The sequence below is a fragment of the Sphingomonas sp. Leaf4 genome, from assembly GCF_920939515.1.
Classification (GTDB): domain Bacteria; phylum Pseudomonadota; class Alphaproteobacteria; order Sphingomonadales; family Sphingomonadaceae; genus Sphingomonas.
The window spans coordinates 217,457-243,693 of the sequence record NZ_CAKLBB010000006.1 but is presented as its reverse complement, the minus strand read 5'-3'; the positions used below and the strand labels follow the sequence as shown (position 1 = coordinate 243,693).

Annotated in this window: 29 protein-coding genes; 12 read left to right on the top strand and 17 right to left on the bottom strand. The window is 66.7% G+C overall.

The features are described from left to right. Positions 1-121 precede the first annotated feature (121 nt). The 5 genes from LRA89_RS11025 to LRA89_RS11005 form a co-directional block, all read right to left on the bottom strand. A complete protein-coding gene (locus LRA89_RS11025; protein ID WP_056497587.1) occupies positions 122-493 on the bottom strand; it encodes a hypothetical protein in 372 nt (123 codons plus the stop codon). Positions 494-651: 158 nt separating this feature from the next. Continuing rightward, the gene (locus LRA89_RS11020; protein WP_055760231.1) at positions 652-1,080 is read right to left on the bottom strand and encodes an ExbD/TolR family protein; all 429 of its coding nucleotides are present in this window, start codon (positions 1,078-1,080) and stop codon (positions 652-654) included. A 12-nt stretch (positions 1,081-1,092) separates the two neighbouring features. Further along, entirely contained in the window at positions 1,093-1,578 is a 486-nt protein-coding gene (locus LRA89_RS11015; RefSeq protein ID WP_055760228.1) for an ExbD/TolR family protein, read from the bottom strand. Between the two features lie 75 nt (positions 1,579-1,653). Further along, positions 1,654-2,451 carry a MotA/TolQ/ExbB proton channel family protein gene (locus LRA89_RS11010; protein WP_055760225.1) on the bottom strand — a complete coding sequence of 266 codons (798 nt, stop codon included), beginning with the start codon at positions 2,449-2,451 and terminating at the stop codon, positions 1,654-1,656. Positions 2,452-2,535: 84 nt separating this feature from the next. Beyond that, positions 2,536-3,228 (bottom strand): TonB family protein, encoded by a 693-nt coding sequence (locus tag LRA89_RS11005; RefSeq protein WP_230770178.1) that lies wholly within the window; start codon positions 3,226-3,228, stop codon positions 2,536-2,538. A gap of 222 nt (positions 3,229-3,450) precedes the next feature. On the opposite strand from LRA89_RS11005, the gene LRA89_RS11000 reads away from it, so the two are divergent. After that, positions 3,451-4,317: a hypothetical protein gene (locus LRA89_RS11000; protein ID WP_230770177.1), complete on the top strand. Its 867-nt coding sequence runs from the start codon at positions 3,451-3,453 to the stop codon at positions 4,315-4,317. On the opposite strand, the gene LRA89_RS10995 is transcribed toward LRA89_RS11000, so the two are convergent. Both LRA89_RS10995 and LRA89_RS10990 read right to left on the bottom strand, forming a co-directional pair. Continuing rightward, complete coding sequence (locus tag LRA89_RS10995; protein WP_230770176.1) at positions 4,305-5,063, bottom strand: SDR family oxidoreductase; 759 nt, start codon at positions 5,061-5,063, stop codon at positions 4,305-4,307. The two genes, LRA89_RS11000 and LRA89_RS10995, sit on opposite strands and share 13 nt — an antisense overlap. Further along, on the bottom strand, positions 5,060-5,431 hold the full coding sequence (locus LRA89_RS10990; protein WP_230770175.1) for a dihydroneopterin aldolase: 372 nt from the start codon (positions 5,429-5,431) through the stop codon (positions 5,060-5,062). The genes LRA89_RS10995 and LRA89_RS10990 overlap by 4 nt, the downstream gene beginning before the upstream one ends. Before the next feature lie 114 nt (positions 5,432-5,545). Between LRA89_RS10990 and LRA89_RS10985 the strand changes: the two genes are divergently transcribed. The 4 genes from LRA89_RS10985 to LRA89_RS10970 all read left to right on the top strand — a co-directional run bounded on the left by LRA89_RS10985 (position 5,546) and on the right by LRA89_RS10970 (position 8,449). Further along, the gene (locus tag LRA89_RS10985) at positions 5,546-6,043 is read left to right on the top strand and encodes a GNAT family N-acetyltransferase (RefSeq protein WP_230770256.1); all 498 of its coding nucleotides are present in this window, start codon (positions 5,546-5,548) and stop codon (positions 6,041-6,043) included. A gap of 65 nt (positions 6,044-6,108) precedes the next feature. After that, positions 6,109-6,672, top strand: a complete 564-nt coding sequence (locus LRA89_RS10980; protein ID WP_230770174.1) for a DUF1285 domain-containing protein — start codon at positions 6,109-6,111, stop codon at positions 6,670-6,672. After that, the gene (locus tag LRA89_RS10975; protein ID WP_230770173.1) at positions 6,669-7,259 is read left to right on the top strand and encodes a CoA pyrophosphatase; all 591 of its coding nucleotides are present in this window, start codon (positions 6,669-6,671) and stop codon (positions 7,257-7,259) included. The genes LRA89_RS10980 and LRA89_RS10975 overlap by 4 nt, the downstream gene beginning before the upstream one ends. Then, positions 7,250-8,449: a CCA tRNA nucleotidyltransferase gene (locus tag LRA89_RS10970; protein WP_230770172.1), complete on the top strand. Its 1,200-nt coding sequence runs from the start codon at positions 7,250-7,252 to the stop codon at positions 8,447-8,449. The genes LRA89_RS10975 and LRA89_RS10970 overlap by 10 nt, the downstream gene beginning before the upstream one ends. Here the strand turns inward: LRA89_RS10970 and LRA89_RS10965 are convergent. The 3 genes from LRA89_RS10965 to LRA89_RS10955 are packed head-to-tail and all read right to left on the bottom strand — an operon-like array spanning position 8,419 to position 13,110. Continuing rightward, positions 8,419-10,158, bottom strand: coding sequence for a putative bifunctional diguanylate cyclase/phosphodiesterase (locus LRA89_RS10965; RefSeq protein WP_082448278.1), 1,740 nt, complete (start codon positions 10,156-10,158; stop codon positions 8,419-8,421). The two genes, LRA89_RS10970 and LRA89_RS10965, sit on opposite strands and share 31 nt — an antisense overlap. Positions 10,159-10,215: 57 nt before the next feature. Continuing rightward, a complete protein-coding gene (parC, locus tag LRA89_RS10960; RefSeq protein WP_230770171.1) occupies positions 10,216-12,468 on the bottom strand; it encodes a DNA topoisomerase IV subunit A in 2,253 nt (750 codons plus the stop codon). A 60-nt stretch (positions 12,469-12,528) separates the two neighbouring features. Continuing rightward, the gene (locus LRA89_RS10955) at positions 12,529-13,110 is read right to left on the bottom strand and encodes a TetR/AcrR family transcriptional regulator (RefSeq protein WP_056497621.1); all 582 of its coding nucleotides are present in this window, start codon (positions 13,108-13,110) and stop codon (positions 12,529-12,531) included. 177 nt (positions 13,111-13,287) lie between these two features. Here LRA89_RS10955 and LRA89_RS10950 point away from each other — a divergent pair, with 177 nt between their 5' ends. The 3 genes from LRA89_RS10950 to purC all read left to right on the top strand — a co-directional run bounded on the left by LRA89_RS10950 (position 13,288) and on the right by purC (position 15,921). Beyond that, on the top strand, positions 13,288-14,151 hold the full coding sequence (locus LRA89_RS10950) for an alpha/beta hydrolase (protein WP_230770170.1): 864 nt from the start codon (positions 13,288-13,290) through the stop codon (positions 14,149-14,151). 71 nt (positions 14,152-14,222) lie between these two features. Further along, positions 14,223-15,056, top strand: a complete 834-nt coding sequence (locus LRA89_RS10945) for a hypothetical protein (RefSeq protein WP_230770169.1) — start codon at positions 14,223-14,225, stop codon at positions 15,054-15,056. 85 nt (positions 15,057-15,141) lie between these two features. Beyond that, positions 15,142-15,921, top strand: a complete 780-nt coding sequence (gene purC, locus LRA89_RS10940; RefSeq protein ID WP_055760193.1) for a phosphoribosylaminoimidazolesuccinocarboxamide synthase — start codon at positions 15,142-15,144, stop codon at positions 15,919-15,921. Positions 15,922-15,972: 51 nt separating this feature from the next. On the opposite strand, the gene LRA89_RS10935 is transcribed toward purC, so the two are convergent. Genes LRA89_RS10935 through LRA89_RS10920 form a run of 4 tightly spaced genes read right to left on the bottom strand, consistent with a single transcriptional unit; the run spans position 15,973 to position 19,401 of the window. Continuing rightward, entirely contained in the window at positions 15,973-17,775 is a 1,803-nt protein-coding gene (locus LRA89_RS10935; protein ID WP_230770168.1) for an acyl-CoA dehydrogenase C-terminal domain-containing protein, read from the bottom strand. 4 nt (positions 17,776-17,779) lie between these two features. Further along, positions 17,780-18,214, bottom strand: coding sequence for a MerR family transcriptional regulator (locus LRA89_RS10930; RefSeq protein ID WP_230770167.1), 435 nt, complete (start codon positions 18,212-18,214; stop codon positions 17,780-17,782). A 31-nt stretch (positions 18,215-18,245) separates the two neighbouring features. Beyond that, entirely contained in the window at positions 18,246-18,713 is a 468-nt protein-coding gene (locus tag LRA89_RS10925) for an EF-hand domain-containing protein (RefSeq protein WP_230770166.1), read from the bottom strand. A 52-nt stretch (positions 18,714-18,765) separates the two neighbouring features. Further along, entirely contained in the window at positions 18,766-19,401 is a 636-nt protein-coding gene (locus LRA89_RS10920; protein WP_230770165.1) for a squalene/phytoene synthase family protein, read from the bottom strand. Positions 19,402-19,506: 105 nt separating this feature from the next. Here LRA89_RS10920 and LRA89_RS10915 point away from each other — a divergent pair, with 105 nt between their 5' ends. The 3 genes from LRA89_RS10915 to LRA89_RS10905 are packed head-to-tail and all read left to right on the top strand — an operon-like array spanning position 19,507 to position 22,801. Further along, positions 19,507-21,477, top strand: coding sequence for a TadE/TadG family type IV pilus assembly protein (locus tag LRA89_RS10915; protein ID WP_230770164.1), 1,971 nt, complete (start codon positions 19,507-19,509; stop codon positions 21,475-21,477). Next, positions 21,474-22,064, top strand: coding sequence for a TadE/TadG family type IV pilus assembly protein (locus tag LRA89_RS10910; protein ID WP_055760173.1), 591 nt, complete (start codon positions 21,474-21,476; stop codon positions 22,062-22,064). The genes LRA89_RS10915 and LRA89_RS10910 overlap by 4 nt, the downstream gene beginning before the upstream one ends. Beyond that, entirely contained in the window at positions 22,061-22,801 is a 741-nt protein-coding gene (locus LRA89_RS10905; RefSeq protein ID WP_230770163.1) for a TadE/TadG family type IV pilus assembly protein, read from the top strand. Before LRA89_RS10910 ends, LRA89_RS10905 begins: the two co-directional genes overlap by 4 nt. 58 nt (positions 22,802-22,859) lie before the next feature. On the opposite strand, the gene LRA89_RS10900 is transcribed toward LRA89_RS10905, so the two are convergent. From LRA89_RS10900 to LRA89_RS10890, 3 genes are all read right to left on the bottom strand, one after another. Next, positions 22,860-24,299 (bottom strand): pyruvate dehydrogenase complex E1 component subunit beta, encoded by a 1,440-nt coding sequence (locus tag LRA89_RS10900; RefSeq protein WP_230770162.1) that lies wholly within the window; start codon positions 24,297-24,299, stop codon positions 22,860-22,862. Position 24,300: 1 nt separating this feature from the next. Beyond that, complete coding sequence (pdhA, locus tag LRA89_RS10895; RefSeq protein WP_055760168.1) at positions 24,301-25,350, bottom strand: pyruvate dehydrogenase (acetyl-transferring) E1 component subunit alpha; 1,050 nt, start codon at positions 25,348-25,350, stop codon at positions 24,301-24,303. A 98-nt stretch (positions 25,351-25,448) separates the two neighbouring features. Continuing rightward, on the bottom strand, positions 25,449-25,805 hold the full coding sequence (locus LRA89_RS10890) for an FtsB family cell division protein (protein WP_055760587.1): 357 nt from the start codon (positions 25,803-25,805) through the stop codon (positions 25,449-25,451). Between the two features lie 63 nt (positions 25,806-25,868). Between LRA89_RS10890 and LRA89_RS10885 the strand changes: the two genes are divergently transcribed. After that, complete coding sequence (locus tag LRA89_RS10885) at positions 25,869-26,237, top strand: tRNA-binding protein (protein ID WP_230770161.1); 369 nt, start codon at positions 25,869-25,871, stop codon at positions 26,235-26,237.

The following is a 26,237-nucleotide window of genomic DNA, read 5'->3' as shown; positions in this document are numbered from 1 at the left end:
GGCTCGTTCGCCCCGGTCATTGTATCGAAAGCGTCGGGCGATCGGCATAGCCGTCAGGATCGCCCGATAATACCGATCCTGCCGCGCATCCGAAGATGGGCGGCAGGGCTCGGTGTGTCGCTCAGCGCGACGTCATCTGGATCGCGGTGTCGCGGTCGAGCAGGCTCAGCCCCTTGCGGGCGACGTCATGCGCGCTGGCCACGCGCGATCCCGACAGCAGCAGTGACGCATCGCCGCGCTTGAGGACCTGCTGGTACAGACCGCGCGCCTGATCGCTGCGATCGGTCATTGCATAGACGGCGGCGAGGTTCAGCAAGACCTCGGGCTCGCGGCTGCCAGCGCGGGTATCGCGCTCCAGATCGCGTTCGGCCTGCGCCAGCTTTCCGCCGACGATCGCCGCATGCACATATTGCGCGTCCTGCGCCATCGCGCTGCCAGCGAAGCCAACCGCCGACAGCGCCACGGCAAGGCGGGTGAAGGTTCCGAGTCGCATGTCATCATCTCCTGTTTGTTTCGTTTTGATGACATCAATGTTTCACTTTTGCGACATGCTGACAAGTGCACTTTTCAGTGTATCGGGCACAAAAAAAGGGGCGGCAAATGCCGCCCCCTCGGGACCCGCCTTGCGGCAGGAAAGATCAGATCACCCGATCAGAAATCGTTGCGATACTGCTCGTTGCCGACGAAGCCGAGCTTCGTCACGTTCGACCGCTTGATGATCGCCATCACGCCGTCGACCACTTCGTACCGCGCGGTAGCGTCCGGCTGGAAGTGAAGTTCGGGCTGCGGGTCCATCGCCACCGTCTGGTCGAGATACTGGGTCAGTGTGACCTCGTCGACCGGCGTCCCGTTCCACGCCACCGCGCCTTGCGCGTTGATCGTGATCTTGTTCTTTTGCGGATCGATGTTCTGCTGCTGCCGGGTATCCGGCTGCGGCAGATCAACTTTAACCGCGTGGCTCTGGATCGGGATGGTGATGATGAACATGATGAGCAGCACGAGCAGCACGTCGATCAACGGCGTCGTGTTCATGTCCATCATCGGTTCGTCGTCTGCGCGACCGCCAGCACTCATTGCCATGTCAGGCTACTCCTATTGACGCGCGCGAGGGGTGGTATTGGGGTCCGGTTCGGAAATGAACCCAACCTTGGTGAACCCGGCCGACTGCATCGTATAGATGGTGCCGCCGATGCAACGGTACGGCGTATTGATGTCGCCGCGAATATGCACTTCGGGCAGTTCGAGCTTCGGGTTGCCGACGCCGCCCTGCCGCTCGATCTCGAACTTCAGCTTGTCGACCGCACGCTTCTGCAACTCACCCGCATCGACACGGGTCAGACCCCAGTACACCGCGCACTGACCGTCGAGACCCTGCACCGAGAGCGAAACGTTCTCGGGCTTGGTCGTCGTCGGTTCGAACACGACCTTGGGCACTTTCAGGCCGCTCACCTGCTGGACCACGACCGGAACCGCGATCAGGAAGATGATCAGCAGCACGAGCATGACGTCCACGAGCGGCGTGGTATTGATGTCCGAGAGGGGGGCTTCATCGCCGCCGCCGCCAACACTCATCGCCATGAGGCTATCCTATCCACATTTACTCAGTCGAACCGCCGGGCCGGAGAATTCCGGCCCGGCGGTGTCAGCGTCGGCTTACGAGCGCGGCGCGGTCGGGACGCCACCGGCCTGGCCGGCAGTCGTCGAACCGGTCGTGACCGGCTTGGCGGTCGGCACCGGGCCGCGGGCAGCGGCGGCCGGACGGACGGCGCCGTTCGAGGCGAGGAAGCCCAGCACGTCGTTCGAGAACGCCGACAGGTCTTCCGCGATGCCCTTGTTACGGCGCTGCAGCCAGTTGTAGGCGAGCACGGCGGGAACCGCGACGACCAGACCGATGGCGGTCATGATGAGCGCTTCACCGACCGGGCCGGCGACGTCGCCGATGGCGGCCTGACCGGCGGCACCGATCTTCACGAGTGCGCGGTAGATGCCGACCACGGTGCCGAACAGACCGACGAACGGCGAGGTCGCGCCGACGGTCGCGAGGAAGGCGAGGCCGCCGTTGAGCTTCGAGTTGATCGCCGCTTCCGAGCGGGCGAGCGAACCGTGCAGCCAGTCATGCGCCTCGACCGGATCGGTCAGCTTGCCATGCTGTTCCTGCGCGGCAAGGCCGTCGTCGACGATCTGGCGATAGGCCGAGTTCTTCTCGAGCTTCGCGGCGCCTTCACGCAGCGAGTTCGACTGCCAGAAGCTGGCGCGAACGCGCTTCGCCTGGTTCATGATCTTCTGCTGTTCGACCAGCTTGGTGAACAGGATGTAGAACGAACCGACCGACATGATGACGAGGATGCCGAGCGTGGTGAACGCGATCGCGCCACCCTGCTGCAGCGCTTCGAAGAAACCGAAGTTCGGCTGACCGGCGGGCGCCCCGGCGGCGAGAATGGGGGTGAGCATCGGGAGAGTTTCCTTAAAGCCAGTTGTTTTTCGTGAAGAGAGACCCGGTCGGCCCCATGGCACGCGGCCATGGGGAGCGCCGGCTTACCGGTCGGCGGGCAACTGCCAGCGGACGCGGCGCGACGAACTTGACCGGATCGGGTTGCCCGACTGGTCGAGCGCCGGCGTGTAGCGGGCGCGACGCTGAAGGGCGGCGCATGCTGCCCGGTCCAGTGCCGCCGAGCCGCTCGACGAGGTCACGCGACAATTTTCGACACGACCCTGAGCGTTGATGTCCCACGAGATCGCACTGACACCTTCGTCCCCGCTGTTGAGCGCGGAGGCCGGGTAATCGTCCTGCGTGATCCATTGCGACGGATCGCCCTTCGCACCCGCGGCCTTGCTGACCACCGGCGCGGGAGGCGCGGGCGGCGAGACCGGTGCCGGCGGCGCGGGCGGGCCCGCGGTCGGAATCGGCGCATAGGTTGGCGGCGGCGTCGTTACCGACTGCACCACGACGGGCGGCGGCGCCTGGGTCCGCACGATTGGCGGAGGCGTGACGACCGGCGGCGGCGACTGCGGCTGCGGCTGATCGGGCGGTGGCGGGGGCGGAGGAACTTCCTCCGGCGGGGGCGGCGGCTCGACGACGTCGAACGTCTCGGTATCCTCGACCGCCTTCTTCACATATTTATAGGCAAGACCGGAGATGAACGCATACCCGATCAATACGTGGAGAATCCCCACGAGAACGAGCGCGACAATCCGGCCATTACCTGCTCTCTGGTCAGCATAAGCCATTCAGCAACCAAACTCCTCTAGCCCGGTACATTGGACCATCGTCACACGGAACAACCCGCACGCAATGATCGTACGTCCGGGGCTACACGGCATTCCGGACCGCGATTGTCTATCGCGGCCTTTTCGACGACGCAAACGCTTTGTCGGACGAAACATTCGTACAATCGCGCGATGACGAAAATAAGTCTGTAACCATGGGAATCCGGGGCCTATGACCGAAGCATGAAGCAAATTTCGGTCGCGCTGGTCGGCGCATCGCTCCTTTGCGCGGCTTGCACGTCGCTGCAGGCCCGTCAGACCATCGCCGTCGATGATACCGCTAACGCCGATTCGCCGGGTCCGGCCTATGCCCGGCTGGCCCGACTGGCGCTGCAGTCGCCGGTGGTGGTGGATGCGGTGATTCGCTCCGCCGCACGTATCCCGCCGGCGGAGGCGACCGGGCTTGCCCCGGGGCATGTCCGCTATTTCGTGACCGCCGATGTCGGCGCGCTGATCCGCGCGGGCGGTGCGCTGCCGGCACGGATCGGCTATCTGGTCGATGTGCCGTTCGATCCGCGCGGTCGCGCGCCGAACCTGAAGCGCCAGCGGATCATCGCTTTTGCCCGCCCGGTCGCCGGTGCCGCCGATCAGATCCAGCTCGTGACTCCTGACGCGCAGTTCACCTGGGACCCGGCACTCGATGCCCGCGTACGCGGCGTGGTGCGCGAGGTCGTCGATCCCGCCGCACCGCCGACGATCACCGCCGTCGGCAATGCCTTCCACGTTCCCGGCACGCTGCCCGGCGAAGGCGAGACGCAGATCTTCCTCCAGACGACGACCGGCGATCCGGTGTCGCTGCTGGTGTTGCGCCGGCCGGGCGAGGAACGCCGCTGGGCGCTGGCGCTGGGCGACATCATCGACGAGGCGGGCGGACCGCCGCGTCGCGACACGCTGGCATGGTATCGCCTCGCCTGCACGCTGCCGGCGACGCTGCCCGACGCGAGCGTTCAGTCGGAGGGGGCCGACGCGGCGATCGCGCGCGAGGATTACCGCTTCGTCCGCGACGCGCTCGGCACCTGCGACGACGGGCGGGGCAATCAGCCGGGCTGACGCGCCAGATGGACGAAGTCGCGTTCGAAGCGGACCATCCCCGCCCCGCCGTCGACAAAGAGTAGCTGCCCGGTGCTCGACCGGGCGGTGGCGAGGAACAGCACCGCATCGGCGACATCGTCGGTGGTCGGCAACCGGCCGAGCGGCATCAGCCCACGCAACCGGTCGAGCTGGTCGGCGTCATAGTCCCCGGTCGCCAGCGTCAGCCCCGGCGCGACACCGTTGACCCGTACCGCCGGGGCGAGCGCGGCGGCGAGCGTCCGCGTCGCTTCGGCCAGCGCCTGTTTCGACAGGGTATAGGCAAGCTGGTCGCGGTGAGGATGGGCGATACGCTGGTCGAGGATGTTGACCACCGCCGATCCCCCCTGCCCGGCCAGCGCGGTGGCCAGCACGAACGGCGCAGCGGCGTTGACCGCAAAATGGGCGACGAGCGACTCCGCCCCCGGCGTGGCATCGTCGCTTGCCCGGAAACACGACGCATTGTTGACCAGCAGGTCGACCCGCCGCCCGAATCGCGCCGCGACCGCCGCGACCAGTCCCGCCGCCGCCGCGCCATCGGCGAGATCGGCGGCGAACCATTCGCATCGCGCGCCGGCCTTTTCGATCGCCTCCACCAGCGCCGCATCCGGTTCGCCCGGTCGCGTGGCATGGAGCGCGACGTCATGGCCGCCCTCGGCCAGCCGCTGCGCGATCGCCGCGCCCAACCGGCGGAAACTGCCGGTGACGAGCGCGAGCGGCCGGATCAACGCCGGTGCCGGACCATGGTGATGCCGATTCGCTCGCCCGCCTCGGCGATCGCCAGCTTGACGATCTTGATCGTCACCCGCTGCACGCGGGGATCGGACAGGAACAGCGTGTCGACGATATGCTCCGCCACGCCTTCGATCAGCGTGAAATGCACGCCCTGCGGCAGCGCGGTCGACGCGGCATGCTTGAGGTCGAGATAGCTTTTCGACGCCGACAGCGGCGTATCGGGCGCGAAATGCTCGGGACAGTCGAGATCGACCGTCATCGAGATGCGCAACGGCTGCGGCAGATGCGTCTCCTCGGAATAGACGCCGGTCAGGACGTTCACTTCGAAATCATGGACTTCCAATTGTAGCGAATCGCGCAAGCCGCACCTGTCATCATCCCGGAACATTGGCCCCCTAGCAGAGCGATCCGCTTGCGTCGCGCCGGATCGGCGGTACAGGCGCGATCCGTATCCGCCGCTGACTGGACCTGCCGTTTGCCCGACCTCGTTCCCCTGTCGACCATCGCCCCCGATCGGGTCGAGACGCTGCTCGATGCCGCCTTCGGCCCCGATCGTCGTCAGCGTACCGCCTATCGCGTGCGCGCGGGATTGCAGCCGATCGGGGCGATGAGCCTCGCGCTGGTCGAGGACGGCAACCTCATCGGCAGCATCCAGTGTTGGCCGGTACAGATCGACGGCGACGATGGCACCGCCGTGCCGATGGTGATGGTCGGCCCGGTCGCGGTCACGCCCGACCGACAGGGACAGGGGATCGGCCGCGCGCTGATGGCGCGCGCGATCGCCGTGGCGGGTGCCGATGCGCCGCTGATGCTGATCGGCGATCCCGCCTATTATGGTCGCTTCGGCTTCACCGCCGCGCGCACGGGCGGATGGCGCCTGCCCGGTCCCTACGAACAGCACCGGCTGCTCGCGATGGGCGCGGTGCCGGCCATCGCGGGGATGATCGCGCCGCGCGCAGCGGTGTCCGTCTGACCCGACGGGTACGAAACGGCAACAAGCTCTTGTCGCGACGCGCATTGCCACGGTAACGGGGACCCATGCCGATGCAGCCGCCCGCCGATTTCGCCAGTCTCTCCCTCGCCGAAGTCGCGCGGCTTGCCGCCGATGCGAAGCTGCCGCCGGTCGACCGCTGGAACCCGACGCATTGCGGCGACAGCGAAATGCGGATCGCCGCCGACGGAAGCTGGCATCATCAGGGCAGCCCGATCACCCGCGCCGAAATGGTCCGGCTGTTCGCCACCATCCTGCGGCGCGAAAGCGACGGCAGCCATGTGCTGGTCACGCCGGTCGAGAAACTGTCGATCGCGGTCGAGGACGCGGCGTTCATCGCGGTCGAGGCGAAATTCTCGGGTGAGGGCGAAGGACAGCGCATCGCCTTCCGGCTCAATACCGACGAACCGGTCGTCGCCGATGCGGCGCACGCGATCCGGATCGAAGGGAGCGCCGATGCTCCCCGCCCCTATCTTCACGTCCGCGGCGGACTCGACGCGCTGATCGCCCGGCCGGTGTTCTACGAACTGGTCGAGCGACTGGTCGTCGGGCCGGACGGCGCACGCGGGCTGTGGAGCGAAGGGACGTTTTTTCCGTTCGAGGCGGCGTGACGCTGGCGGAGCGGCTGTCGGCTGCGCTCGGGCAACCGCGCGGCGAGTTGCTGACCGGCGATCTGAACGGCGATGCGACCATGCCGGCGGAGGGCTGGCGGGCGGCGGCGGTGCTGATCGCCATTACCGACCGGCCCGAACCGGGCGTGTTGCTGACCGAACGGACCGAATCGCTTCGCACCCACGCCGGGCAGATCGCCTTTCCCGGTGGCGCGATCGATCCCGGCGACGCCGATGCGCCCGCCGCCGCGCTGCGCGAGGCGTGGGAGGAAATCGCCCTGCCCCCGGCCGCCACGAGCGTGGTCGCGACGCTCGATCCCTATCATACCGTCACCGGCTTTGCGGTGACGCCGGTGCTGGCGGTCGTCCCGCCCGACCTGCCGCTCGTCCCCGCACCGGGCGAGGTCGCGGCGATCTTCGAGGTCCCGCTGGCGTTTCTACTCGATCCGGCGCATCTGGCGACCGGCAGCCGCTGGCACGACGGGCGCGAGCGGCACTATTACGAACTGGTCTTCGGGGGCAGGCGCATCTGGGGTGCGACCGCCGCGATGATCGTCAACCTGAGCCGGCGACTGACATGGCATTGACTCTTCCCGCCGCCGAGTGGCGCACCCGCCCCGGGCTCGACCGGCTCGGTCTTGCGCTGGGTGCCGATGACGGCGGCGCACGCTATGTCGGCGGGGCGGTGCGCGACACGCTGCTGGGGCTGCCCGTCTCCGACATCGACGTGGCGACGATCCATGCGCCGGACGAGGTCGTCCGCCGGTTGCAGGCGACGGGCATCAAGGCGATCCCGACCGGCATCGCGCACGGCACGATCACCGCCGTCACCGACGGCACCGTCGTCGAGGTCACGACGCTGCGCCGCGACGTCACCACCGATGGCCGTCATGCCGAGGTCGCCTTCACCGACGACTGGCGCGCCGATGCCGCGCGGCGCGACTTCACCATCAACGCGCTCTACGCCGATATGTCGGGCGGGGCGATCCACGATCATTTCGGTGGCACCGACGATCTTGCGACCGGGCGGGTACGTTTCATCGGCGATCCGTTGCAGCGCATCGCCGAGGATCACCTGCGCATCCTGCGCTTCTTCCGCTTCCTCGCCCGCTTCGGCGATACGCCCGATGCCGACGGGCTGGTCGCCTGCACCGCCCGTGCCAACGACCTGATGGCCTTGTCACGCGAACGCATTGCCGATGAGGTGCGCAAGCTGCTCGTCGCGCGGGATGCGGTCGGGGTCGTGCGATTGATGGTCGATCGCGGCATCTTCCGCCCCGTCCTGCCCGAGATCGATAGCGCTGCCGCCGATCGCCTCGCCGGACTGACGGGGGCCGAACTTGCCGCCGGTGTCGCGCCCGATGCGATCCGCCGCCTCGCCGCGCTGCTCACGTCGGCGCAGGCCGAAGGCGTCACCGCACGGCTCAAACTGTCCAAGGCCCAGCGCAAGCGAGTCGCCCTCGCGCTGGGGCGGGACGAGGCGATGGCCCCCGAGGAACTGGGCTATCGTATCGGCGTGGAAGGCGCGGTCGACCGGCTGCTGCTCGGCCGCGATGTCGCGGCGGCGACGCGGCTGTCGCGCTGGGAGCGGCCGGTGTTCCCGCTGACCGGCGGTGCGCTGGTCGAACGCGGGCTGGCGCGCGGTCCCGATGTCGCGCGCGCGTTGCGGATGGTCGAGGATCGCTGGATCGCCGAAGGTTTCCCCGATGCGGCGCGGGCGGCAGCCATCGCCGATGCGGTCGCCGATCAGTGGTTGCGCGCGGTCAGCAATCCATAGGCGGCATCGGCGTCGACCGGCCGCGAATAATAATAGCCCTGCCCGAACGCGCAGCCGAGCGCGACCAGCGTCTGCTCCAGCTCGCGCGTCTCGATCCCCTCGGCGGTGGTCCGCATACCCAGCGCCTGCGACAGACTGAGGATCGCGCGGACGATCGCCACCTTGTCGCGATCGGCCAGCATGCCGGTGATGAAGCTGCGATCGATCTTCAACTTGTCGATCGGCAGTTTCTGGAGATAGGCGAGGTTGGAATAGCCGGTGCCGAAATCGTCCATGGCGATGCTGGCCCCCAAATCCTTCAGCGCCAGCATCGTGCGCAACGTCCGGTCGGGATCGACGATGAACGCGCTTTCGGTGAGTTCGATGACGAACCGGTCGCCGCCCAGCCGATGGCGCGACAGTACGCCCGCGACCACCGTTTCGATCTGGTCGCGCTGCAACTGCACCGCCGACAGGTTCACCGCCATGTGAACCCCGCAATTTCCCCCCGCCTGCCGGTCCCAGTCGGCCAGCGTCCGCGCCGCCTCCTCCATCGCCCAGCGGCCGAGCGAGACGATCAGCCCCGCTTCCTCGGCGACCGGAATGAAATCGACCGGTGAGATCGACCGGCCATCGGGCGTGGTCCATCGCGCCAGCGCCTCGAAACTGCTGATCCGCCCGGTCGACAGGTCGCAGATCGGCTGGAAATTCAGGTGGAGCAGATTCTGTTCGACCGCATGGCGCAGCTCGGTTTCGATCGAAAACTGGTTTCGGACGATGTCGAACAGGTGCGGACGATAGATTTCGGTCTGCCCGGTCTTCTTCGCCCGCTTCACCGCGAATTGGGCGTGGCGGATCAGATCCTCGGTTTCGTCGATCGCATCCTCGCCGAGTGCGATGCCGATCGAACAATCGATGCGGATGTTGAAGTCGGACAGGCGGAACGGCTGGACTAACGCCTGATGGATGCGCCGCGCGACCTGCTGCGCGTCGTCGGGTCCGTCGCTGAGCGTCAGCAGCACCGCGAATTCGTCGCCGCCGGTCCGCGCCAGGATGTCGCGCCCGCGCAGCGCCCCTTTCAACCGGCGCGCGACCGAGATCAGCAACTCGTCGCCCGACAGCGATCCCATGCAGGCATTGACCCGGCTGAACCGGTCGAGGTTGATCGCCAGCACCGCATAGTTCGACCGGTTGCTGTCGGTGATCTGCTCGTCGATCCGGTCGCCGAACCCGGCGCGGTTGAGCAGCCCGGTCAGCGAATCGGTGTTCATCTCGCGGCGCAGGCTGATCTCGGTGCGCTGTTCGGGCGTCTGGTCGACCAGCGTGATGAGGCATCGCGGAAAACTGCGCGCCATCGCCCGCCGCGCCATCACCACGTCGAAACAGCGGCAATCGATCGCGTCACCCAGCCGAAGCGTGAACGAGTGGCGCGTATCGTCGGACAGGAGAAAGGCCTCGACCCGTTCGCCGATCACCGCGATCAACGGCGACGTCACCGCATCGCTGCCGAAGCCCGCCGCGCGGAACGGCTGGTTCACCGCCTCGAACGTCAGCGCGCCATGTTCGATCGTCAGGACCGCGGTCGGCACCGGGAACAGGTCGAGGATCGCTTCGGACGCCTGCCCCGCCGTCGGCGCGGGCGGCGACGCCAACGCCTCGCCCGATGCCTCGTTCGCGGGAAGCGGAACAGCCGCCTTCAGTGCGGGAAAGATCGACCGGCGGAACCCCATCTCCGATGGTCTAGGCCAGCGGTAGTTAAGACCTTCTGAAAACCAACGGATGGTTTTTTAAAAGCGATTGTCGCGCGGAAAGCCGACCGGCGGCATCCGCCCCGCCGCGCCGCGCGCCGCGCGCCATGGCGACAGGTCGGCCTCGGTCCGGGTCCGCCCGGTCTCGCCGCCCATCGCCCAGTGCAGCCCGTCGGCGAAGCGCAGCGTGCGCGCATCCGACAGCCCACCCTCGCGGAACCGTTGCAACTGCACCCCCTGCCCCCGCGCCATCTCGGCCAGTTCGGTTATCGGGAACAGCACCAGCTTGCGATTGTCGCCGATCGCCGCGACATAGTCGTGCGCGGGGTCGATCGGCCGGATCAGCTTCATCCGCGCGCCGGCCTTGGGCGTCATCACCTGCTTGCCCTTGCGGGTTTCGGCCAGCACATCGGCCACCCGCACCGCGAAGCCACGCCCGTCGCTCGCCGCCAGCAGCAGCCGGTCGGACGCGGCGGCCTTCAGCAGCGCGACGATCTGCGCATCGCCATCAAGGTCGATCATCGCCCGCACCGGCTCGCCGAAGCCGCGTCCGCCGGGCAGCCGGTCGGCGCCGATCGTGAAGAATCGCCCACCATCGGTGGCGAGCAGCAATTTGTCGGTCGTATGCGCGTGGAACGCGAAGGCCGGACCGTCGCCTTCCTTGAACTTGGCGGTATCGGCCGACGCCAGCTCGACATGGCCCTTGAGCGCCCGCACCCAGCCGCGTTTCGACAGGATGACGGTCAGCGGCTCGCGCTCGATCATCGCCTCGGCCGGAATCTCGCGTGCCGGCGCGGCTTCCTCGATCATCGTCCGTCGCGCGCCCAGCGGCGTATCGAGGCCATAGCGGTCGCGCAGCTTGCCCAGATCGCGCTTCATCCGCGTCCGCTGCCGCGCCTCGCTCGACAGCAACAGCGTGAGTTCGGCCTGTTCCTTCTCCAGCTTGGCGCGCTCGCCGCGGATTTCCATTTCCTCCAGCTTGCGCAAGCTGCGCAGCCGCATGTTGAGGATCGCCTCGGCCTGCCGGTCCGTGAGCGAAAACTCGGCGATCAGCACCGGTTTGGGCTCGTCCTCGCCGCGAATGATCGCGATCACCCGGTCGAGGTTGAGATAGGCGGCGAGATAGCCGTCGAGCAGTTCGATCCGGTCGGCGATCTTCGCCAGCCGATGTTCGCTGCGCCGGCGCAGCACGACGAACTGATGGTCGAGCCACGCCTTCAATGCCTCGCGCAGCGACATGACGCGCGGGGTGCGGTCCTTGTCGAGCACGTTGAGATTGAGCGGCACCCGCGATTCGAGGTCGGTGAGGCGGAACAGCCCGTCCATCAGCACGCCCGCGTCCACCGTCCGGCTACGCGGTTCGAGGACGATGCGAATCTCGGCGTCCGATTCATCGCGCACGTCGCTCAGGATCGGCAGCTTCTTGTCGTTGATGAGCGCGGCGATCTGCTCGATCAGCTTGCCCTTCTGCACGCCATAGGGAATCTGGCTGACGACGATCTGCCACCCGCCGCCCTTCTCGCGCTCGATCGTGTAGCGCGCGCGCACGCGAAAGCCGCCGCGCCCGGTCGCATAGGCGTCGCGGATCGCCGCCGGGCTGTCGACCACCTGCCCGCCGGTCGGAAAGTCCGGTCCCTGCACCTGCGCCAGCACCGCCGCATCGTCCGCCTCCGGCTGATCGACCAGGATGATCGCTGCGTTGAGCAGTTCGGCGGCGTTGTGCGGCGGCACGCTCGTCGCCATGCCGACCGCGATGCCGCTGGCGCCATTGGCGAGCAGGTTGGGGAACATGCCGGGGAACAGCTCGGGCTCCTGCTCCTCGCCGTTATAGGTCGCGCGAAAGTCGGTCGCATCCTCGTCGAGCCCGGCCATCAGGTCGATCGCGACCTGGGTCAGCCGTGCCTCGGTATAGCGATATGCGGCGGCATTATCGCCGTCGATGTTGCCGAAATTGCCCTGCCCGTCGACCAGCGGATAGCGCAGCGCGAAGTCCTGCGCCAACCGCACCATCGCGTCATAGACCGACTGGTCGCCATGCGGGTGATATTTGCCGATCACGTCGCCGACGACGCGCGCGCATTTCTTGTACCCCGACGCCGGATCGAGCTTGAGCAGCCGCATCGCCCACAGCAGCCGGCGATGGACCGGCTTCAACCCGTCGCGCACATCGGGCAGCGATCGCGCGGTGATCGTCGAGAGCGCATAGACAAGGTAGCGTTCGGACAGCGCGCTGTCGAACGGCGCATCGAACACGCCGATCGGCGTCGCAGGGTCGGTCAGGTCGGTAGCCATTGCCCCCGCCTTAGCAGGGGAGCGCCCCCCATGCGAGGGGCGAAATGGAACAAACCGGGATCAGGCGGCGCAGGACCGCGCGTTCACCTGTTCGTGCGGCATCTCGCCATCGCTCAGCGCCACGACGTCGTTGACGATGCCCCGCCACTCGTCGGACCCGATCTCGATCAGCCCGAACAGCCGCATCAGGAACGCGCCTTCCATCGCCAGGAACGCCAGCCGCAACTGGCGCCCCTCGGCGGTCGAAATGTCGAGCGCGTCGAGCCGCTCGCGATACCATTTGCGCGTCGCGACCATGTGCTGCGGCGAATTGAGCAGCGAGACGAGCAGGCTCGGCGCGCCGCGCCGCGAGCGATCGTCATAATTGGCCGCGTAGGCGATATGGGCGCGGGTCAGCGCATGGTCGCTTGTTGGATCGTCGCACGATGCCGCCATCCGCTGCGCATATTCGTCCTGCCACCGCTCGAACATCGCCGTAATCAGCGCTTCCTTGCTGCGGAAGCTGTACTGCACGCCGCCGTTGGTGATGCCCATCTGTTCGGCCACCGCCGCGATTGTCAGCCCGGAGGGTCCCTTTGCCAGCGTCACCGCCTCCGCCGCGTCGAGAATACCGTCGCGTTCGATCGTACGAATTCGTCCCACGTCTCTGGCCCCTAACGTCCTGCAATCATTCCGGGCGTCCCCCGCCACGGCGTCGCCCTTAACCTAGAATATGTTCAATTCGCAAAATTATTATACGAAAATACGTTTCGACTAATTGAGAACGTTTCCAATAGTGCAACAATACTATCAATACCGATACTGACCCGGAGCATAGCCTTGGCCGATACCCTTTCGCCGCCACCGCCCGCGTCGCCGATGACATGGCCCGACCTGACGCAGCGGCCGCGATCCGAGCCCGATCATCATTTCGCCTATGGTCCCGATTCGCTTCAGTGCGTCGACCTCTGGCTTCCGGCGGGCAGCCCGGACGGACGATGGCCGGTGGTCGTGATGGTCCATGGCGGCTGCTGGCAGAGTTCGATCGCCGACCGGCGGCTGATGGACTGGGCGGCGGCGGACCTGCGGGATGCCGGGATCGCGGTGTGGAACATCGACTATCGCGGCGTCGACCGCGCGGGCGGCGGTTATCCCGGTACGTTCCACGACGTCGCGGCGGCGGCCGACCATCTTCGCGACCATGCCGCGACCCATGCGCTCGACACGTCGCGAATTGTGGCGATCGGCCATTCCGCCGGCGGGCACCTCGCGCTGTGGCTGGCGGCACGGCCGCGCCTCCCGCGCGACAGCCTGCTCGCCTCGGCCGATCCGCTGCCGATCGCCCATGTCGTCTCGGTCGGCGGCCTGCCCGATCTGGCGGCGGTCGAGCGCGATCCGGCCAATGGCTGCGGTACGGAGGTCATTGCCCGGCTGGTCGGCGACCGGCCGGACCGCTTCGCCGACACCTCGATCCCGCCGCTGCTGCCGATCGGCGTGCCCCACACGCTGGTGAACGGCCGCGTCGACCGGATCGTGCCCGACTACATGGCCGACGACCATGTCGCCGCCGCGCGGACTGCCGGCGACCGGGTCGCGCTGCACTGGGTCGCGGATGCCGGCCATGTCGAACTGATCGCGCCGGGCACTGCCGCATGGGACGCAGTCAGGGCGGCGACGCTGCGGGCGTTGGCGCTACCGGACTGATTACGGCCAAGGCTTGACGGACCTGCCCCAATCGTGACACATTCTCGCCATATTTAAGGCAGGAGTGGTTCATGCGCGCTACCGTTTCGATCCTCGCCCTCATTTTCGTTGCCGGATGCAGCAATCCCGCCCGTGACGACGGGACTACGACCGCCGACGATGCGACCACCGTAGACAGCGCCCCCGGCGTCGACGTCACCGCCGCGCCCGGTGTCGCCTTTCAGTATCATTATGGCTTTCGCCTGCCCGCCGAGCGGATCGCGGCGGTGCAGGAAGCGCATGCCGCCGCCTGCGAGCGGCTGGGCGTCAACCGCTGCCGGATCACCGCGATGCGCTACAGCCGCGATGCCGACAACGACGTCGATGCGCGGCTCGGCTTTCTGCTGGCGCCGGAATTGGCGCGCGCCTTCGGCCGCGACGGCATCCGCGCGGTCGAGGCGGCCGAGGGCATGGTCCTTGATGCACAGATCACCGGCGAGGATGCGGGTGCGAAGATCGGGCAACTGACCCGCACCCGCGACGCCGCGACCGCCGATACCCGCACGATCGACGCGCGCAGTATCGGCACCGGCCGGGAAGCGCGCGCCGAACTGGAGCGCCAGCGCGCCAGCGCGACCGACGCCGCGCGCACCGCGCAGGCCGCCATCGCCGAACAGCGCGCGTCACTCGCGGCAACGCCGGTGGTGTTCGACTATCGCGCCGGACAGGCGATCCGCAGCTTCGATCCCGCCTCGCCGCTGACCCATGCCGCCGACCTTGCCGTCACCTCGGCGCGCTGGACGCTCGGCACGGTGCTGGCGGCGCTGGGCGTCGGCCTGCCGCCGCTGGCGGTGGCGCTGCTCGGCCTGTGGCTATGGGCGCGCGGCCGGCGGCTGTGGGAGCGGCGCATGGCGCACGGCGCCTGATTGCACCGGCGTGACCCTTGGGCTATGCGGCGGGCTTCTATCGCAGGGGTCCGCCGCCCCGCACCATCACGTCGAAGGAAAACGCATGGCCCGCCGTCGCCAGATCTACGAAGGCAAGGCAAAGATTCTCTACGAGGGTCCCGAGCCAGGCACGCTCATCCAGTATTTCAAGGATGACGCCACCGCCTTCAACGCCCAGAAGAAGGGCACGATCAACGGCAAGGGCGTGCTCAACAACCGGATTTCCGAGCATGTGTTCACACTGCTCGGCAACATCGGCGTGCCGACGCACTTCATCCGCCGCCTGAACATGCGCGAACAGCTCATCCGTCAGGTCGAGATCGTGCCGATCGAGGTCGTGGTGCGCAACGTCGCCGCCGGATCGATCAGCAAGCGCCTCGGCATCGAGGAGGGGCAGCAGTTGCCCCGCACGATCATCGAATATTATTACAAGGACGATGCGCTCGGCGATCCGATGGTGTCGGACGAACATATCCTGTGCTTCGGCTGGGCAGCGCAGGACGAGCTGCACGAGATGGCCGACATGGCGATCCGGGTGAACGATTTCCTGTCCGGCCTGTTCGCGGGAATCGGCATCCGGCTGGTCGACTTCAAGCTCGAATTCGGCCGCATCTGGGACAATGATTTCAGCCGCATCATCCTGGCGGACGAGATCAGCCCCGATGGCTGCCGCCTGTGGGACATGGTCACCAACGAAAAGCTCGACAAGGACCGCTTCCGCCGCGACCTCGGCGGCGAGGTTGAGGCGTATCAGGAAGTCGCCCGTCGGCTGGGGCTGTTGCCCGAGGGCGCGGACTCGGCGGTCCTCGACCTCGAGACGCATCGCAAGAAGCGCGAGAAGTAATCGATTTCGTCATCCCGGCGAAGGCCGGGATGACGGTTTTGAGCGGGGGGACTACCCCCGCGCGAACAACGCCGGGTCGAGCGCCATCACCGCCTCGCTGCCCCCCTCGATCTTGCGGCGCAACGCACCGGTGTCGGGCAGGATACGCTCGGCATAGAAGCGCGCCGTCACCCGCTTGGCCGCGATGAACGCCGCGTCGCTCTCACCCGCTGCGGACAGCGCCTCGGCGGCGGTCAGCATCCGCAGCCACATCAGTCCGGTCGCAACGATCCCCATGACGTGCATGTACGAATGCGCGCCCGCGCCGACGTTGTTCGGGTTCTGCATGCCGTTGGCGACGAACCACATCGTCGCCGCCTGAAGATCGTTCAGCGCCTTGCCCAAACGTTCGGCGAAGTCGCGTGTCGCGTCGCTCTCCTTCGCGGTCGCGATCTCTTCCGTAACGATGCGGAAGAAATGCTGCACCGCGCGCCCGCCGTTCTTGGCCAGCTTGCGCCCGACGAGGTCCATCGCCTGCACGCCGTTGGTGCCTTCGTAGATCATCGCGATCCGCGCATCGCGGACATATTGCTCCATGCCCCATTCGGCGATGTAACCGTGCCCGCCATAGACCTGCTGCGCGTTGGTCGCGACGTCATAGCCCTTGTCGGTGCCATAACCCTTGATGACCGGGGTGAGCAGCCCGACCAGATCGTCAGCCAGTTCGCGGCTCGCCTCGTCGGCACCCATATGTGCGATGTCGACCTGGAGCGCGCCCCACAGGCACAGCGCGCGCAACCCCTCGGTCAGCGCCTTGCCCTCCATCAGCATGCGGCGCACGTCGGGATGGACGAAGAGCGTGTCGGCCTTCTCGTCCGGCTCCTGCGGCCCGGTCAGCCCGCGCCCCTGCCGCCGGTCGCCGGCATAGACGACCGCGTTCTGATACGCCGTCTCGGCGACGCCCAGCCCCTGCAACCCCACGCCCAGCCGCGCGGCGTTCATCATGATGAACATCGCGGCCAGCCCCTTCATCTCCTCGCCAACCAGCCAGCCGGTCGCCCCGTCATAGTTCATCACGCAGGTCGAATTGGCGTGGATGCCCATCTTGTGCTCGATCGACCCGCACGACACCGCGTTGTGCGCGCCCGGCGATCCGTCGTCGTTCACGAGGAACTTGGGCACCACGAACAGCGAGATGCCCTTCACATTGTCCGGCGCATCCGGCGTCTTGGCGAGCACCAGATGGATGATGTTGTCGGTCAGGTCGTGCTCGCCCGACGAGATGAAGATCTTGGTGCCGGTGATCGCCCACGACCCGTCGTCGTTCGGCACCGCGCGCGTCTTGATGAGGCCGAGGTCGGTGCCGCACTGCGGCTCGGTCAGGTTCATGGTGCCGCCCCATTCGCCCGACACCATCTTGGGCACGTACATCGCCTGTTGTTCGGGGCTGCCCTTGGCCAGCAGCGCGGCGGTCGCGCCCTGCGTCAGCCCGGGATACATCGCGAACGCCATGTTGGCCGAGATCAGATATTCCTCGAACGCGGTGGCGACGACATGCGGCATCCCCTGCCCGCCGAACTGTTCGGGCGCGGCCAGCGTACCCCAGCCGCTTGTCACGAACTGGCGATAGGCTTCCCTGAACCCCTTGGGCGTCGTCACGCTGCCATCAGCGTGGCGGGTACAGCCTTCCAGATCGCCCGACTGGTTCAGCGGGAACAGCACCTCGGCGACGAAGCGTCCGCCCTCCTCCAGCACCTGTTCGATCACGTCGGGAGTCGCATTGGCGAAGCCCGGCAGATTGCCATGATCGCCGACGCGCAGCACATGGTCGAGGATGAAGCGGGTATCGCGAACCGGCGGGGTATAGCTGGGCATGGGATCAATCCTTCTCCGTCCCGCGCGTCTGCGGCGCGGTTTGTTGGGGCAGCGCGTCGAGCATCGTCACGAAATCGGTCAGTTCGGCGATCGCGGCATCGATGTCGCGCCGCTGGTTTTCGAGCAGCGAAATCCGGTCACGGCACTTCTGCACCGTTACCTGCCGCTGCACCCGCCGCCCGTCGCCGATGTCGTACAGGTCGATCATCTCGCGGATGTCGGCGAGGCTGAACCCGACCCGCTTGCCGCGCAAAATCCACGCAAGGCGTGCGCGGTCGCGCTGCGAATAGATGCGGGCAAGGCCGCGCCGTTCGGGCGCGATCAGCCCTTCATCCTCGTAGAAGCGCAGCGCGCGTGGCGTCACGCCGAATTCGGCGCACAGGTCGGTGATCGAAAACTGGTCGGAGGGGGACTCCGACGACGTAGCAACGGCAACCATCGCGCGATGCTGCCTTACGTTTACGTGAACGTCAACCTTCGTCCGCCGGCTGGGTCGCGGGCGGACAATTGGTCCGCTTCGGCGCCTTGCGCTTCACTGCCGTCGTCGCGAACTCGGCGGCGTCGAGTGCGCCGTCGCGCCCCTTGTCGGCGGTTGCGAACTTGGTCGTCGTCTTCGCCGCCCATTCGTCGAAGCTCAGCCGCCCGTCGCCGTTGGTGTCAAGCTTCGCATAGGCCTTGCGCCGCGACGCCAGATATTCGTCGCGGGTGATCCGCCCGTCGCGATCCTTGTCATACCGGCCGAAGCGCTTCTGCTCGCGGGTGCGGGGCAAGGCGGCGGGCGCATCGGCCTGCACCTCGGGGACCGTCGGCGCATCGGCCAGCGCGACCATCCTCGGCGGCGGCGGCAATGCCTCGCTCGCCGCATCGCTGCGGAACAGGAACAATCCAGCCAGCATCAGCGCCAGCGCCGCCCCGACCCCCGCCAAGAATCGCCCCATCTGCCGCTCCCCTTCGCCACGATCCTACGCGGAGCAGGCGGCGGCGCAAGAGTCACCGCCCGGTGAGGCCGAACCACGCCAGCCGCGCCGCGCGCTTCGGCCCGCCATGCGGCACCCCCGCCCGGTCGAGCCGCGCCGACAGCGCCAGCAGCCCCAGCGCCCGCGGCACGCCGGCCAGCGATTGCCCAAGCGATACGCCCGCCAGCGCCATCGCCCGCTCTGCAACCCCGGCATCGTCGGCATAGCGTGCCAGATCGACCAGCGCCCATCCCTCGCCCGGCGACGCCGCGCGTTCGGCGTCGCCGCCCAGCACCGCGGCCGCGATCGCGAACAACATCCCGCCCCGCGCTTCGGCAAATTCGCGGAGCGCCGCCTCGTCCAGCACCTCATGCTCGATCAGTACGTCCCAGCCGTCGACCACCGCCGCCAGCCGCGCACCGCTCACCCCCAGCGGCAGGACATGCGCCGCCAGCGCCTCCAGCACCGGCATCGCCGGCGGGGCCGCACTGTCGAGCCGTTTGAGCGAATCGCGCCACCACGCCAGCCGGATCTGCCCGATCGCCGGCTGGGTCGTGGTGCGCACCACATCGCCCAGCGCATCGTCGAGCGCCAGCAGCGCCGCCAGCGCAGGCCGGCGGCCGGCGGGGGCATAGGTCAGCGCCAGCGCGCGTTCGGGGTCGTTGCTCATACCTTCGTCCATCGCCGCCCTTAACGCCGCGTCAACCCCATTGGTGCAGAGCGCAAGGGGATAGGTGCCGCGAACCGGTCGCGGCATCGACGGTGGACGGGGCGAATGAACGATACGACGGCGCGAACGAAGGAGCCTCCCCGCGCCGCGCTGCTCCCCCGGCTGTCGCGCGACCGGCGCGGCAACACCTTGGCGATGATGGCGATCTCGATGATCCCGCTTACCGCACTGGGCGGATCGGCGGTCGACACCGCGCGAATCTATGTCGTCAAGACCCGGCTGCAACAGGCCTGCGACGCGGGCGTCCTCGCCGGTCGCAAGTTCATGGTCGATTCGAGCAACAACACGCTCGACGCCAACGCCACACTTCAGGCGCGCAACTTCTTCAACAACAATATCGCCCAGGGGTGGATGCGCGCATCCGACTATACCTTCGTACCTGTCAGGACCGCGCAGAACCGTGTCGCCGGCACCGCGACCGCGCGCGTGCCGATGACGGTGATGAAGATGTTCGGCGCCGCCGACGTGACGCTGACGACCACCTGCGAGGCGCGGCTCGACATCGCCGATACCGATGTGATGTTCGTGCTCGACACGACCGGGTCGATGGCCTGCCTGCCCGGCGACGACGACGATTCGTGCAGCAACTATGCCGGCACCGCGACCAAGATCACCTACAGCCGCCCCGCAACCAGCACCGCCAATGTCACGCCCGGCTATGTCGGCACGACGGGCTATTCGGTGGCGGAACGGTCGGGATCGCGCATCGCCGCGCTGCGCACCGCCGTGGTCGATTTCTTCGATACCATGGCCGCAGCGAAACAGCCGACGACGCGCGTCCGCTATGCGTTCGTTCCCTATACCTCGACGGTCAACGTCGGCGCATCGGTCCGCGCGATGGGAACCAGCTATATCGTCGGCGGCAATGGAGCGGGCGATACTGCCGACTACCAGTCACGCACGATCACCGGCGAATATGAAGCGTCACGCACGGTCACGACCACCGTCAATCGCGCGCAGTCCGCCTGTGGTACGAACTTCAACTCCGTTCGGGATCCGGCCAACGAGCGAACCTTCAAATCGGACGGCACCGCCACCCGTACCGGGCAGGAATGGAACAATTCGACCAAACGATGCCAGAACTTCAATCGCAATCTGGCCCCGGTGTGGACCTACAATCGCTATCCCGTCGATGTCAGCGGCTATGTCAGCAACGCTGCGGTCACGACGCCGAACCGCTTCCCGCTGTCCACCTCGGCCTGGCTCGGCTGTATCGAGGAACCCGACAGCAGCAACAGTGGATCGAAGAGCTACAGCACGACCAATCCGCCGCCCAACCTCGACCCCAACCTGATCCCCAGTGGTGCCTTGCGCTGGCAACCGATGTGGCCGGAAGTCGAATATCAACGGAGATATGCCTATTGGTATTATTACTATGGCTGGCAGGTCGCCTATTATCCCACGTCTGACCAGATCACGACCAACGGCGAAGACACCAATCTGGGGCCGTGGATGGGATCGGTCGGTATGCAGAACTCGGGTAACGTCTCGTGCGGGAAGCCCGTTCAGCGCCTTTCGGAACTGAACCGCGACCAAGTCCGCTCCTACGTCAACGCCGCCGATTTCGCGCCGCTCGGCGGCACCTATCACGACACCGGCATGCTGTGGGCGATGCGACTGCTGTCGCGCACCGGCGTGTTCGCCAGCGACAACGCCGTGCAGAGCGGGCGCGGCGCACCCAAGCGCGTTATCGTGTTCCTGACCGATGGCGCGATGTCGCCCAACGACACCCTCTATGGCCTGTACGGCATGGAGGCTTGGGACCGGCGCATCGCCAACGGCGATACCGGTGATCTCAAGGCGTATCACAACGCCCGCTTCCTCTCGCTGTGCCAGCAGGCGGCGGCGGCCAATATCGATGTGTGGACCGTGGCGCTCGGCACCGATTCCACCGACGAGCTGACCCAGTGCGCCAGCACGCCCGACCAGGCGTTGGCGACCGAGTCCGGCAGCGGCCTGTCGGATACCTTTCGCAAGATCGCCAAGGCGGTCGCGATGCTGCGGATCTCGAAATGATCCGGCGCGCGCGCTTCCTCTTCGCCGACCGGCGCGGTGCCACGATCATCGAATTTGCACTGATTATTCCCGTGCTGGTGGCGCTCATCATGGGTCTGGGCGATCTGATGTTCCAGACCTACGTCCAGGGGATTCTCGACGGGGAGATGCAGAAGGCTGGACGCGATTCGGCGCTGGAGGACAATGCCTCGGGCAATAGCGCGATCGACCAGAGGGTGCAGACGGCGATCCAACTGATCGCCAAGGACGCCAAATTCTATCCGAAGCGCGATTATTTCGCGTCCTACGCGCTTATCAAGCCCGAGCCGATCTATGACAAGAACGGCAACGGCACGCTCGATTCAAAGGAATGTTTCGACGACGTCAACGGCAATGGCGTGCGCGACACCGATCCGTCGCGCACCGGTCAGGGCGGCGCGGACGACATCGCCCGCTATACGATGCGCGTCGTCTATACCCGGCCGTTCCCGGTAGCGAGGCTGCTCGGCTTCTCGCAGACGATGGAAGTCAGCGCGACCACGCTGCTCAAGAACCAGCCATACAAGAACCAGACGACGTTCACGATCCCTAAGGTCTGCCTGCCATGACGCTCGCCGTTTCGCTTTCGCGCTGGCACGAACGGGGTATGCGGCTGCGACGCGACTCGCGTGGTGTCGCGCTGCTCGAATTCGCCTTCGGGCTGCCGCTGGTCCTTGGCATCGGCCTCTATGCCACCGAAACGGCGAATCTGGCGATCACCAACCTGCGCGTCAGCCAGATCGCGCTGAACCTCGCCGACAACGCCTCGCGCGTCGGCTCGCTCAACAACGACAATACCAAGCAGTTGCGCGAGATCGACATCAACGACGTGCTGATCGCCGCCGCCGAACAGGGCAAGCGGCTGGAACTCACCCAGCGCGGGCGGATCACCATCTCCAGTCTGGAACAGGCGGTGGCCGGGGTGCAATATCTTCACTGGCAACGCTGCTTGGGGATGAAGGGCGGTGCCGGCTATGATTCGACCTACGACCGCACCCTCGGCACGATGGATCGTGACGACGGCACCGGCACCAACTGGTGGAACGGGGGGGTGAGCCAGCCGACCGGCATGGGTGAGACGGGGTCGAAGGTGAACTCGCCGGTCGGATCGGGCGTGATGGTCATCGAAATCGTCTATGACTATAAACCCGTCGTCGTCGCCGCATGGCTGCCGGGCGGGGCCAAGGCGGCGCGAATCCGCTACACCGCGTCCTATGTCGTGCGCGACCGGCGCGACTTCTCGCAGATCTACAATCCATCGCCGCCCGCGCGGCAATATTTCTGCGACCTCTATTCCGCGACATGAAAAAGGCCCCCCGGTCGTCGTGACCGGGGGGCCTTTCGGATCGGCGGGATCGACCGCCTTAGCGGTACGTCACCTTCTTCACCGCCGCGACCACCTTGTCGCTGGTGATGAGCGCCAGCTTTTCGAGATTGGCGGCATAGGGCAGCGGCACGTCCTCGTTGGCGACGCGCAGCACCGGGGCGTCGAGGTCGTCGAAGCCCTCTTCCATCACGACGGCGGCGATTTCCGCCGCGATCGAACAGGTCGGCCAGCCTTCCTCGACCACGACGATGCGATTGGTCTTCTTGAGCGACTTCAGCACCGTCTTGGTATCGAGCGGACGCAGCGTGCGCAGATCGATGACCTCCGCGTCGATGCCCTCGCCCGCCAGCTTCTCGGCGGCTTCGAGCGCAAGGCCGACGCCGATCGAATAGCTGACGATCGTCACGTCCTTGCCGGGCTTCATGATCCGCGCCTTGCCGATCGGCAGCACGAAATCGTCGAGCTTGGGCACGTCGAACGAGCGGCCGTACATCAGCTCGTTCTCGAGGAACACGACCGGATCGGTCGAGCGGATCGCGGCCTTGAGCAGCCCCTTCGCATCGGCCGCGTCATAGGGCGCGATCACGATCAGTCCGGGAACCGATGCGTACCACGGCGCATAATTCTGGCTGTGCTGCGCACCGACGCGGCTGGCCGCGCCGTTGGGACCGCGGAACACGATCGGGCAACGCATCTGCCCGCCCGACATATAGTTGGTCTTGGCCGCCGAATTGATGATGTGATCGATCGCCTGCATGGCGAAGTTAAAGGTCATGAACTCGATGACCGGACGCAGACCACCCATCGCCGCGCCGGTGCCGATGCCGGCGAAGCCGTATTCGGTGATCGGCGTGTCGATGACGCGGCGCGGGCCGAATTCGGCGAGCAGCCCCTGCGTGACCTTGTACGCGCCCTGATATTCGGCGACTTCCTCGCCCATCACGAACACGCGGTCGTCGGCCCGCATTTCCTCGGCCATCGCGTCGCGCAGCGCGTCGCGGACCGTGGTCTTGACCATCTCGGTCCCTTCCGGGATCTCGGGCGCGATTTCGCCTTCCTGATCGGCGGCGTCGAACAACTGGCGCGCGCCGGTCTCGGCGTGCTGCTCCGTCGTGCCTTCGGGCGCGGGCGGGGCCTTGTCGTCGTTCTTCGTTTCGGCCTTGGGTTCGGCGGCGACCGCCTCGCCCGAGCGCGCCTCGCCACCGCCTGACGACTTCGCCGCGTCGACGTCCTCGCCCTCGGCGGCGAGGATCGCGATGACCGCGCCGACCTTCACGTTATCGGTGCCCTCGGCGATCAGGATCTGCGCGATCGTGCCTTCGTCGACCGCCTCGAATTCCATCGTCGCCTTGTCGGTTTCGATCTCGGCCATGATGTCGCCGGACTTGACGGTATCGCCTTCCTTGACCAGCCACTTGGCCAGCGTGCCCTCTTCCATCGTCGGCGACAATGCTGGCATCTTCAGTTCGATCGGCATCTCAGTAGCTCTCCACCAGGACGTCGGTGTACAGTTCTTCCGGGTTCGGTTCCGGCGCGCTTTCGGCGAAGTCGGCGGCTTCCGCCACCCGCTTGCGGATGTCGGCCTCGATCGTCTTCAGTTCGGCTTCCTCGACGCCGGCGGCGGCCAGCTCGCGCTTCAGCCCCTCGATCGGGTCCGAATTGTCGCGCATTGCCTGCACTTCGTCGCGGCTGCGATATTTGGCCGGATCGGACATCGAATGGCCGCGATAGCGATAGGTCTTCATCTCGAGGATGACCGGACCCTTGCCCGCGCGCACCCATTCCAGTGCGGTTTCGGCCGCGCCGCGGCACGCCAGCACGTCCATGCCATCGACCTGGATGCCCGGAATGCGGAAGCTTTCGCCACGCTTGTAGAGCTGGTCCTCGGCCGACGCGCGATTGACGCTGGTGCCCATGGCATACTGGTTGTTCTCGATCACGAAGATGATCGGAAGCTTCCACAGCTCGGCCATGTTGAACGATTCGTACACCTGGCCCTGGTTCGCCGCGCCATCGCCGAAATAGGCCATGCAGACGCCACCATCGTCGGCGTACTTGTGCCCGAACGCGAGCCCCGCGCCGAGCGACACCTGCGCGCCGACGATGCCGTGGCCGCCGTAGAATTTATGCTCGGTCGAGAACATGTGCATCGACCCGCCCTTGCCGCGGCTGATGCCGGCTTCGCGCCCGGTCAGCTCGGCCATGATGACCTTGGGATCGATGCCATAGGCGAGCATGTGACCATGATCGCGGTAGCCGGTGATGACCGAATCCTTGCCGACTTCAAGCGCCGACTGCAGGCCGACGGCAACGGCTTCCTGCCCGATGTAGAGGTGGCAGAAGCCACCGATCAGGCCAAGGCCGTACAACTGGCCGGCCTTCTCCTCGAAACGCCGGATCAGCAGCATTTCCTTGTAGAAGGCGAGCAGTTCTTCCTTCGACGCTTCGTACCGCTTTGGCTCCCCCGGCCGTTCGCGATTGGGACTGACGGGTTCGCTGGTGCGGCCTTGCGCCGGTGCTTTTGCCACGGTTCGGATGCCTCGTTCCTGAAAGGATGGGTTGGAGCCGCGCCTATGGCCCGATTTGCGACCATGCGCAACCGAACCGCCGGCAATCCGTACCGGATTCATTCATCGATACGGATTCCGCAACGGGTGCGCGCCGCCTGTTCCTTGCCGATGGGTACGATGAATTCGTCGGGGTGGGCGACGTTCAGCTTCCGCCGTACCAGTTCGTCGACCATGTCGGGATCGGCGTGGCGCGGGTCGAGCAGTTCCACCCGGTTGCGCATTTCCGCGCGCACCTTGTCCAGACAGGCATATTGCAGCGATCGCTGCGCCAGTTTGCGCTGATAGTCGCGGTAGGCAAGGACGCCGTTCGGCCCGAGGATGGCATGATAGGCGAAGAAGCCGATGACGAGGATGACGAGCGCGGGCCATCCCGCACGGGCAAGCATCTGGCGAAGGGGCGAGGAACGCGGCATGGGGCCTGTTTCGGCCATCCCACCGGCGCGCGCAAGCGGCGCCGGCTGCCTGAAAGACACGCCATGCACCTGCTGCACGATCCCGCGACGCTGACCGATCCGACCGATTTCGACACGTTCCTGAAAATCGACATCCGCGTCGGCACGATCGTCGCCGCCGAACCCTATCCGCAAGCGCGCAAGCCCGCGATCAAGCTGTCGATCGATTTCGGTCCGGTGATCGGGGTGAAGCGGTCAAGCGCGCAGATCACCGAGCATTACGACTGCGAGGGGTTGGTCGGACGGCAGGTCGCGGCGGTCGTCAACTTCCCGCCGCGTCAGATCGGCAAGTTCGTCTCCGAAGTGCTGACGCTGGGTTTCCCGGATGAGAACGGCGCGGTCGTCCTGTTTGCGCCGGACCGCCGCGTACCCGACGGCGGACGGTTGTTCTGA